Source organism: Zoogloea dura (assembly GCF_012927165.1).
GTDB lineage: Bacteria > Pseudomonadota > Gammaproteobacteria > Burkholderiales > Rhodocyclaceae > Zoogloea > Zoogloea dura.
This window is the reverse complement of sequence record NZ_JABBGA010000052.1, coordinates 1-10,243: the sequence shown is the minus strand read 5'-3', so window position 1 is coordinate 10,243 and position 10,243 is coordinate 1. Positions and strand designations below refer to the sequence as shown.

The window sequence follows — 10,243 nt, the reverse complement described above, 5'->3', positions numbered from 1 at the left end:
CGTCTTCGACGTGGCGGTGGACCTGCGCAAGTCTTCGCCGACCTTCGGCAAATGGGAAGGGGTCGAGCTGAGCGAAGAGAACCAGCGCCAGCTGTGGATCCCGCCGGGCTTTGCGCACGGCTTCCTGGTGACAAGCGAAAGCGCCGACTTCCTGTACAAGACCACCGACTACTATGCCCCGGAGCATGAGCGCAGCCTGCTGTGGAACGACCCGGCGGTGGGGGTGGAGTGGCCGCTGGCGGGCGAACCGCTGCTGTCGGCCAAGGATGTGGCGGGGAAGAGGCTGGCTGAGTGCGAGATTTTCTAATCCTCGAATGTGCGGAGTTGACATGATAATTAGGTGGTGGGCTAGTGAGTGATTCAAATGCAAAGAGCCTAGTAACTGTTGTCAAGCTCGTTTTGGCCATGGGAGGCGGGGCGGGTCTCGTCTTTCTCAATCAGCTTATTCTTGCTAAGTATTTGGACGTGGAAAGCTATGGCCTGCTCTCATCTTCACTTGCAATACTGAACGTACTGTCACCCATAGCTGGATATGGTATTGGGGGTTTGTGGCTACGACTTAGCGCAAAGCGAGTTAAGGTGCGACCGCATACAGTTAAGGCTTCTTTGTTGATTGCACTAGCCTCAAGTTGTATCGCGGTTCTCGTAGCTGTATTTCTTGCGGTGTGTACAAAAGGACCTTATTCACTGGAGGCAATAGTTGTCTTCATATTGCTTCCAGTGATGTTTAATCAAGCGTCCCTGGCGTTAATGACAAGTGTTGCTCAGTCTGTTCGGCGGTATTCGGATGTTGGGTTGGCTCAGATGGCCCCTCATGTTGGACGCCTAGTGTCGGGCGGGGTAGGGGCTGGCCTCTTGTCTAGCTTATATGTAACCGCTTGGGGGTATGCCTTAACCGCATTTATTGTTTTTGTTTATCAGATTTTTTATGTGGTGAAGTGGGTTGGCGTTGAGTGGGGGGAGATAAGGGCTAAGGTTGTATCTCCCCGCTATTTTAAGAGGGTGTTGCGAGCTAGTACTCCGTATGCCCTAAATCTAATATTTAGTTTTGCTTTGGTGCAGATTCCTGTTTATCTGGCATCGGTTAAGTTTGGAAATTATTATTCGGGGCAGTTTGCGATTTGCGTGGCGATATTGCAACTCCTTTATATAGTTCCCAATGCAGTGTTTGGTCAGTACCTGTTGCCTGTATTTCATCGCATGGCGAGGGGCGATCGTAACGGGTTGGTTCGGATGTATAGAAAGAGTGCTTTGTATGTCGTGGCTGTTGCCGCTGTTTTAGCTGTGGCGGTAGCTGTCATTGTTCCTAAAGTGATTTCTCATGCTTTCGGTGAAAAGTATGGATTAGCAGCGGACTACCTACCCGTGCTGGTACTTGCTGTTCCTTTGCGCAGTTGGAGTACGGCTGTGGGGGCTGTGCTTCTTGCTGTTAATGAGACTAAGGGGAAATTGATTGCGATGCTGCTGGCTGTGTTTGCTCAAGTAGGTTTTATTTTGTATCCACTTTCGCAGGCCGCTCTCCCGGTAATCGTTGGCTCCGTAGTTGCAGCTGAGGTTACCTTGCTTGTTGCCTACATCGTCGTCGCATCGAGAAAACTAGGTGTTCGATCTATTTTTCTTGCGAAAAATTGTGGCTGACAGGTTGAGGGTGAATAAGATATGAAAAAAAAGATTGTTCTTGTAGGGTATTACGGCTCGAACATCGGGGATGTGGCTATGTTGGTAGCTTTTATTCGCGTATTTCGGGAATTGGGGGTGGAGTGCGTTGTTTACTCTTACGCGGATAATGCGGGTTCTTCATATGTTGATGTCGAGGCGGTGGATGTTAAGTCAATAAAGGATGGTGGGCGCTTACGAGGTTTGGTTTCGTTTTTGCGTGACTGCTTGAGCGCTGATGCCGTTGCCTGGGGGGGGGGGACCTGCTTCATGGACGAGGGGGGGGAAGGTGGAGTTAAGTACTTCGCCTTAGCAAGAATCCTCGGGGTCAAGGTTATGTATCTTGGCGTTGGAGTGGGGAAAGCTTTGAAACGGAAAACTCACTTGATGACGAGGCTGGCGTCGGCTATCAGCACTGTTATATATGTGAGGGATGAGCGGTCAAAAGATTACTTTCAGGAAAAGGGGGGGCGAGGCAGAGTTCTTCTAGGGCCTGATCCAGTTTACGGATTACGTACTTGGCTGCTTAATACCTCTAAAAGTCAGGCCCTGGTCAAAGGACTTGGTCGGTATCTCTTGGTTTCCTATAGGTGTTTGGATGAGTTTGTAAACGAGGAAACTGCGCTTCAGTATTTGAAGGAGTGTTCTTCAGCGATTTCCCAAGCGGTCGCTCAGGGGGGATTTGATCATGTGGTTTTGATGGATGCAGATAGCTCCGTTGATGCCAAGGATTCTAGATTTATTCAGAGAGAAATTTCTGGGGCTGTCAACGTTACTTATCTAAGTAATATGAATTTTTCGGAGCAGATAAGTCTCATCTCGGCGGCTAGGGCTGTATTGACTGGGCGACTGCATGTCGGGGTAATGTCTCATATGCTGTCTGTGCCGTTTGCGCTCTTGAATTATGCCCCCAAAAATCGAGCATTTTTAAATGCAGTTTCATGCGATATTGCGTCGTTAGAGTATTCTGATCTTTCTAAGGTTGATCTGCCTCTACTCTTTGACATGGTTGAGGCTCGGATGAAAGAGGTTTCGCCTTCTATTGTAGGTGATATGGAGAGCGGGTTTGTGAGGGTTCTTCGGGAGGCATTGGTTTGAATTTAGATGCGAGATGTTGCCTCGGTCTTCTGGTAAGTCTTTGGCTCGCCATATGCTCACCATTGGTGGAGGGGGCAGTGTCTCGTGCGGGAGGGGGAAGCGTTCCAGTCTATGCCATATTGGTTGGGCCGGATGTGGATAATGCTGAGGCTATCTTAAATATGCCTTGTGTAGACGGGGTTACCGTTTACATTGGATGGAAACGGCTTGAGCCGAAGCGCGGGGTATTCCAGTTTGAGAAGATTGAGAACCTTATCGATCTTGCTCGGAAGAAGAAAAAGAAGATTAATTTTGGATTTCTTGCCGGTCGGTGGTCTCCTGATTGGCTCCAAGGTCTTAATGTCCGTTATGTTACTTGGACTCATGTTGACGCGTATGTTGAGGATGGAGTTGAGAGAGCATCATCTGCTCCTGTGCCTTGGGACCCAGTTTTTAAGAGCGAATATATTCGCTTTATTAAGGCGGTAAGTGGTGTCGTTGATCAGCCAGATGTTGTTAATTCAGTTTCCATCGTTGGTGGGTCAAATACAAATGGTCTTGAGGTAAATTTCATCGCGCAGGATGCAGAGATGAGTCGAGTCGGGTTCTCTAAGGAGAAGTACATAGAAGCTTGGAAAGACTTCTCTTCAGCTTATGTTGAAAATTTTAAGAGAGTTTCTCTTACGCTGGCCGTTCACGAGCAGTATGGAAGTGGGCGAAGTGCGGATGTTTCCAAAGATCTTATTGCGTTCGTCAGAGGGAAAGTGGCGGATAGGTTTTATCCTATGGCTCTTGCATTTACCGAAGAGGGGTGGTTTCGAGCGGGTAATAGTTACGCGGATTTAGTGCTGGGGGAGGGGGCGGGGCACTTCGCCCTTCAGGCGATAAAGGTCTACTCAGGTAAGGCTAGACGGATCGGCTTTGATGCAATGATGGATAGGGCCTTATTGTATCGTCCGCGATGGCTTGAAGTGTGGTCAAAGGACGTTTCAGTGGGGTGGTTGTCTTGTAAGCAACCTTGATGAAAGGGGAGGGTCTTGTACCTAGCATATTGTCTCGCCTTGTTACTGCCGTTTATTGTTTTTAGGCCAAAAGATCCATTTCAGCCTGAATTCATTTTGAATGCGTATTTCATATTGGTTGTTGCTCTTGGGCCATTGGTTGTAGCTGCATTTTTCCCTGATCTTTTTGAGCATGGAGTCTATGGCTATGCCATGTATTTGATTGCAATCGGATATTTAGGCATTAATTTTGGATTCCTGGTTGGCCGTAGCTTTCTTAAGAGAGGGCAGAGTTTACGGAGTTTAAATCATCCTTTGAGCAGTCCAAGCGCGCAGAAAGTCTTGGTCAAAATTTTTCTTGGCATTGGTTTTTTGGGGGGGGCTATTTTCTTTGCGCGGGCCGGTCAAATTCCGATCATGGCGGAAAACAAGGAAATAGCGCGGGTGGATGCGCTTTCGGTTTCAGGTAATGGCTATTTTTTGTATTTGATGACTCTCCTGATGGTGGGTGTGGCCTTTAAGGCAGTGAGTGTTTATAGCTCTCCGTACCGAAATGAGAGATATGAGGCTAGTGCTGAACGGTTTCTTTTTCTAGTTGCTTTAATTGTCGGGGTGTTTCTTACTGGAAGTGGGTCCCGTCGTTACGCTATTTGGACTATTCTTTATGTTTTAATAGTTCGGCATTATTGTGTCTCTAGGCTCTCGTTTCGGTCCGTATTGATGGTCGCGGTTGTAGCCTTTTCTGCTGTAAATCTCTTTGAGATGTTTAGAAATCCATTTAGCGATACGACCGTTGATTTTACGACGACATCATTGTTTAGATTTGTTATTTATGCATCAAATTTCGAGAAGGTTCTTTCTTCCTTTGTGAATTCTGATATTCATTACTTTGGAAGTACGTTCTTTATGGATGTGCTGACAATGTTGCCAGGAAAGCAAATGGATTATCAGTCGTGGTTGAAAGAGCAGGCGGGTTTGGAGTTTGAGGGGTTTGGTATCCCCCCGACAATTATCGGCGATTTTTTTATTAATTTCGGTGAGGTGGGTGTTGTCTTGCTATGTGCTGTATATGGCTGCTTGGTTAGAGTTCTCTATAGCAAATGCATAGTCAATAAAGTGTACGGAAGTGGCTCCCTGGTGGTTTATGTGCTGCTTCTTGAAGTGAGCATGAAAGTGCTGACTTCGGGGCTTTCCGCGCAAATGATGAGCGCCATTTGGATTTTTTCTGTTTTAGTGTTTTCTTACTTTTTTTCGTTATCGATTTTTCGTAAGAGGCGATCGGGTTAGTTTGAAATGAAGATAACTGACAAGTTGTGCGTCGCTGTGATTGAGCCGGTTGGCGGGCACGGTGGTATGAATTACTACGATTTCGGACTGTGCAATGGCTTGACTAAGGCTGGGGCCGAAGTTTTTCTTTTTACCTGCGATAAAACCGTATTTCCCGAGAACTCTTCTTTTGTGGGAAAACATGGGTTTTACAGTGTTTTCGGAAAAGACCATAAGCTGATTCGCGGTTTGAGGTTTGTTAAAGGGCTCTTCTTGTCCTTGCTGCGGGCGCGGAATGTTGGCGCGATGGTATGTCATTACCACTTTTTTCATTTCACGAAAATTGAGTATTTGTCGGTAGCCCTTGCCAGATTTCTAGGGTTTTCGGTAGTTGTTACCGTTCATGATGTAGAGAGCTTTTCGGGTGACTCTTCTGCCGGCCTAGCTCGGAAAACTCTTGAGTTAGCGTCTGGTGTTATTGTTCATAATCAGATTAGCGCTAGCGAGGTGGTTGAGAAGATAGGGGTTTCTTCAGGTAGGTTGTATGTAATTCCTCATGGGAACTATCTTCCTTATATTGATGGTTCGGTTGGTCGCCAGGGGGCGAGGTCGATCCTCGGAATTCCTTTGGATAAAAAGGTTTCTCTTTTTTTTGGGCAAATTAAAGAGGTAAAAGGGCTTGATTTGTTGTTGGCTGGCTTTAAAGATGTTGTCAGTCGTAACGCTAATGTATTGCTTGTCATTGCCGGTAAGGTCTGGAAAGACGATTTTGGTAAATATTCGGCATTGATTGAGAAGTACGGTTTGTCGGATTTTGTTAAGCTGGATATTCGTTATATCCCTGATGAGGAGGCTGCACTCTTCTATAGGGCGGCAGACTTGGTTGTTTTGCCGTATCGCAGAATCTATCAAAGCGGGGTTCTTCTTATGGCAATGAGCTATGGAAGGGCTGTTTTAGTGTCTGATCTTCCCGGTATGACCGAGGTTGTTTCTGATGAGGTTTCGGGATTTGTTTTTAAAGCGGGAGATTCTGCTTCATTAACAGATGCGATGCATAAGGCCCTAGTTGATGACTCTTTGAGAGAGAGCGTGGCCGAGCAGGGATTGTCACTAATGCGAGAGAGCTTTGATTGGGATGGTATTGGACTGAGGACAGTTGAAGTTTATCGCAATGCCATTTTTAGAAAATAGGAAGGCGGTTATGAGGAAGTCGATTGCAATTTTGGGGATACGTGGAATTCCCGCTGCGCACGGAGGCTTTGAGACGTTCGCGGAGTATCTCTCGTTGTATTTGGCGGAGAGAGAATGGGATGTGACAGTGTATTGTCAGGAAGACGATGGCGCACAGGATATCCATGAGGATGTATGGAGGGGGGTTCGGCGTATTTTTGTGCCAACCAAGCGATCTGGTGCGCTCGGGACCGTTGAGTTTGATTGGAAGTCAATTCGCCATGCCGCTAAAGAGAGGCATCCTCTAGTCTTGACGTTGGGCTACAACACCGCATCGTTTTGTGCTTTCTACAAGTTATCGGGTGTTAAGAATGTCATCAATATGGATGGCATCGAATGGATGCGTGATAAGTGGAAGCCGCATGAGAGAGCGTGGCTTTGGCTCAATGAGCGAATCGGCTGCTTGATCGGTGATCATCTTGTCGCAGATCATCCGCAGATTAAGGAACACCTTAAAACACGGGTTTCGGAAGAGAAGATCACGATGATTCCCTATGGCGCTCGTCCGGTCGAGTCGGCCGATGCGTCATGTCTTGATCAGTATGGACTTGAACCAGGGCGGTTTTTATGTGTTATTGCGAGGCCTGAGCCTGAGAACTCAGTTCTTGAGGTTGTTCAGGCATTCTCACGCAAGCCTCGGGGCATCAAGTTACTGATGCTGGGAAAGTATGATGCCAGCGCAAATGGGTTTCATGCTCAGGTTCTGTCTGCCGCGAGCGATGAGGTTATATTCCCTGGTGCGATATACGATAAGCGTGTTGTGGACTCAATTCGTTTCTACAGCCTTGCGTATATCCACGGGCATCGTGTAGGTGGGACGAATCCATCTTTGGTAGAGGCCCTTGGTGCGAAGTCAGCTGTTGTGGCTCACGATAATCGTTTTAATAGATGGGTTGCCGGAGATGGGGCTATCTATTTCGATTCTGTTGACTCCTGCGAAAGGGTTTTGGAGTCGATAACGAGTGACAGTGATTTGTCAAAGAGGCTGAAGGCTGAGAGTTGGAGGCGCTTCAATAGTGAGTTCACCTGGGGGCATGTTTTGGCCCAATATGAGAGCTTGCTGATTAAGTTTTCTCGATAGGTGAAATAAATTTCTAGGTCTGGTGTTATGTTAGCTATAAATGCGCCTGCTTGGGGTGAGCTGGAGAGTCATAAACGCGCGATCGGGGGACTACATCTGCGGGCCCTCTTTGATGCAGATGGCGATCGGTTTGAGCGGCTTTCCTTTTGTTTTGAGGATATGCTAGTTGATTTTTCCAAGCAACGCTTGGACGAAGAGGCCCTGCGCTTATTGATTCGGCTTGCTGAAGTTGCGGATCTAGAAGGTTGGCGTGACCGCCTCTTCGCTGGCGAGCAGATCAACATCAGCGAAGGCCGCTCTGTCCTCCATCCTGCTCTCCGCTATCTTAAGCCAGGACCTTTTCCATCGGCTGAGATGGACGTGATGCCGCTTGTGCGTGCGGAGCGGGCCAAGATGCGGGCCTTCTCCGATAAGGTGCGCTCCGGGCTGTGGCGTGGTTTCTCTGGTGCGGCGATCCGCAATGTCGTGAACATCGGCATCGGTGGCTCCGATCTGGGGCCCAAGATGGTGGTGCGGGCCCTGGGGGCCTACAACCGCAATGGTCCGGAGATTCATTTCGTTTCCAACCTCGACAGCGCCCACCTGGCACCGCTGCTGGAAACGCTTGATCCGCGCACGACGTTGTTCATCGTCACCAGCAAGACCTTCACCACCCAGGAAACCATGCGCAACGCCAACACTGCGCGGGACTGGTTGTGTGCGGCGGCGGGGCCGCAGGCGGCGCGGGCGATGCCCCTGCATTTTGTGGCGGTGACCTCCGAGGTGCAGAAGGCCGCCGATTTCGGCCTGCCGGAAGAGAATCTCTTCAGCATGTGGGACTGGGTGGGGGGGCGTTATTCCCTGTGGTCGGCGGTGGGGCTGCCCATTGCCATCGCTATTGGCATGAATGCCTTTGAGCGCTTGTTGCATGGCGCCCAGGCCATGGACAACCATTTCCGCGAGGCGCCGCTGGCCGAGAACCTGCCGGTGCTCATGGCGCTGATCGGGATCTGGAACACCAATTTCCTGGGGGCGACCACCAGCGCTGTGCTGCCTTATCACGAGTCGCTGCGTTTCCTGCCGTCTTTCCTGCAGCAGCTGGAGATGGAGTCCAACGGCAAGACGGTGGGCCGGGATGGCCAGCCGCTTAGCTGCCAGGCCAACCCCATTGTGTGGGGGGAGATCGGCTCCAACGGGCAGCACGCCTTCTTTCAGTTGCTTCACCAGGGCGGCTGGCTGGTGCCCTGCGATTTTATTGCCAGTGCGCAGAGCGACTTTCCCCTGCCGGGGCATCAGGCTCCGCTTCTGGCAAATTTCCTGGCGCAGAGTGCGGCACTGGCCTTTGGCAAGACCGAGGCGGAGGCCCGGGTCGAGCTGGAGGCTGCCGGGCTGACGCCGGAGCGGATCCAGGCCTTGTTGCCGCACAAGGTGTTTGCGGGCAACCAACCGTCCACCACCATCATCCTGCCGCGTCTCGACCCCTTCCATCTGGGCATGTTGTTGGCGCTGTACGAGCACAAGGTGTTCGTGCAGGGCGTGGTGTGGGGCATCAATTCCTTCGACCAGTGGGGCGTGGAGCTGGGCAAGCAGCTTGCCGGCCGTTTGCTGCCCGCGCTCAAGGGCGAAACCTCTTCGGAGGGGCTCGATCAATCCACCCGCGCGCTTATTGAGTGGTGCCGGGAAAAGGGAGATTGCTGCCGGTGGCCGAAGCCCCGGTGGTGGTGTGCAACGAGGAATACCGCTTTGTCACTGCCGAGCAGCTGCGTGCTGCCGGGCGGGCCAGCGGCAACATCGTGCTCGAGCCCACCGGCCGCAACACCGCGCCGGCCCTGGCCCTGGCGGCCCTGGCCGTGGTGGATGCCGACCCGGTGCTGCTGGTGATGCCGGCCGACCACGTGATCCGTGATCTGCCCGGCTTCCAGAAAGCCATCGACGCCGGCATTCCGGCGGCCCTGGGCGGCGCCATCGTCACCTTTGGCATCGTCCCGACCCATGCCGAAACCGGCTACGGCTACATCCGCTGCGGGGCCGATCGGCCCGACGGCGCCAAGGCGATTGCCGCCTTTGTCGAAAAGCCCGACGCCGCCACGGCCCAGCGCTACCTCGACAGCGGCGAATACCTGTGGAACAGCGGCCTCTTCATGGTCAAGGCCAGCACCTGGCTCAAAGCCCTCGAAGCCCTGCAGCCCGACATGCACAAGGCCTGCCTGGCCGCCTGGCAGGGCGGCTCGCGGGACGCGGACTTCCTGCGGGTGGACAAGGCCACCTTCCTGGCCTGCCCGTCCGACTCCATCGACTACGCCGTGATGGAAAAGCTCGGCGCCGCCGAAGGCCTGGGCATCAGCGGCTGCGTGGTGCCCATGGACGCCGGCTGGTCCGACGTGGGCGCCTGGGACGCCCTGTGGCAGATCGCCGACAAGGACGCCTCCGGCAACGTGGCCCGTGGTGACGTGCTCTTCGAAGACAGCCGCAACACCCTGGTGTACGCCCAGGACCGCATGGTGGCCTGCGTGGGCCTGGACGACGCGGTGATCGTCGAGACCCCCGACGCCGTGCTGGTGGCGCGCAAGGACAAGACCCAGAACGTCAAGCAGATCGTCGCCGCCCTCAAGGCCGGCAGCCGCAGCCAGGCCTCGGCCCACCGCAAGATCCACCGGCCGTGGGGCTGGTACGACTCCATCGACAACGGCGAGCGTTTCCAGGTGAAGCGCATCGTGGTCAACCCGGGCGCGCGGCTGAGCCTGCAGATGCACCACCACCGGGCCGAGCACTGGATCGTGGTGAAGGGCACCGCCGAGGTGACCAACGGGGAGAAGACCTTCCTGCTGGGCGAGAACGAATCCACCTACATCCCGCTGGGCCATGTGCATCGCCTGGCCAACCCGGGCAAGGTGCCGCTGGAGATCATCGAGGTGCAGTCGGGCAGCTACCTCGGTGAGGATGACATCGTGCG

At 52.2% G+C, this 10,243-nt stretch carries 8 protein-coding genes and 1 pseudogene; all 9 read left to right on the top strand.

Annotated features, from left to right (window positions below):
- Nucleotides 1-307 (top strand): dTDP-4-dehydrorhamnose 3,5-epimerase family protein (locus HHL15_RS25605; protein WP_169148614.1); only part of this gene is annotated, 307 nt, incomplete at its 5' end.
- A gap of 44 nt (nucleotides 308-351) precedes the next feature.
- On the top strand, nucleotides 352-1,638 hold the full coding sequence (locus HHL15_RS25600; RefSeq protein WP_169148613.1) for an oligosaccharide flippase family protein: 1,287 nt from the start codon (nucleotides 352-354) through the stop codon (nucleotides 1,636-1,638).
- 21 nt (nucleotides 1,639-1,659) lie between these two features.
- Nucleotides 1,660-2,754, top strand: coding sequence for a polysaccharide pyruvyl transferase family protein (locus tag HHL15_RS25595; protein ID WP_169148612.1), 1,095 nt, complete (start codon nucleotides 1,660-1,662; stop codon nucleotides 2,752-2,754).
- Nucleotides 2,755-2,831: 77 nt separating this feature from the next.
- Complete coding sequence (locus tag HHL15_RS25590; RefSeq protein WP_169148611.1) at nucleotides 2,832-3,755, top strand: hypothetical protein; 924 nt, start codon at nucleotides 2,832-2,834, stop codon at nucleotides 3,753-3,755.
- Between the two features lie 39 nt (nucleotides 3,756-3,794).
- Nucleotides 3,795-5,021, top strand: coding sequence for an O-antigen polymerase (locus HHL15_RS25585; RefSeq protein ID WP_169148610.1), 1,227 nt, complete (start codon nucleotides 3,795-3,797; stop codon nucleotides 5,019-5,021).
- Nucleotides 5,022-5,027: 6 nt separating this feature from the next.
- Entirely contained in the window at nucleotides 5,028-6,191 is a 1,164-nt protein-coding gene (locus tag HHL15_RS25580) for a glycosyltransferase family 4 protein (RefSeq protein WP_169148609.1), read from the top strand.
- Entirely contained in the window at nucleotides 6,157-7,311 is a 1,155-nt protein-coding gene (locus HHL15_RS25575) for a DUF1972 domain-containing protein (protein WP_235943671.1), read from the top strand. The genes HHL15_RS25580 and HHL15_RS25575 overlap by 35 nt, the downstream gene beginning before the upstream one ends.
- Before the next feature lie 27 nt (nucleotides 7,312-7,338).
- Nucleotides 7,339-8,961: pseudogene (pgi, locus tag HHL15_RS25570) on the top strand (glucose-6-phosphate isomerase); the annotation flags it as partial.
- A gap of 29 nt (nucleotides 8,962-8,990) precedes the next feature.
- Nucleotides 8,991-10,243, top strand: a 1,253-nt coding sequence (locus tag HHL15_RS25565; protein ID WP_328825095.1) for a mannose-1-phosphate guanylyltransferase/mannose-6-phosphate isomerase, incomplete at its 3' end; no start/stop codon positions are given.

Coding starts and splice junctions, on each gene's coding strand:
- HHL15_RS25580 (WP_169148609.1), top strand. CDS start 5,028: ATGAAGATAACTGACAAGTTGTGCGTCGCTGTGATTGAGCCGGTTGGC.
- HHL15_RS25595 (WP_169148612.1), top strand. CDS start 1,660: ATGAAAAAAAAGATTGTTCTTGTAGGGTATTACGGCTCGAACATCGGG.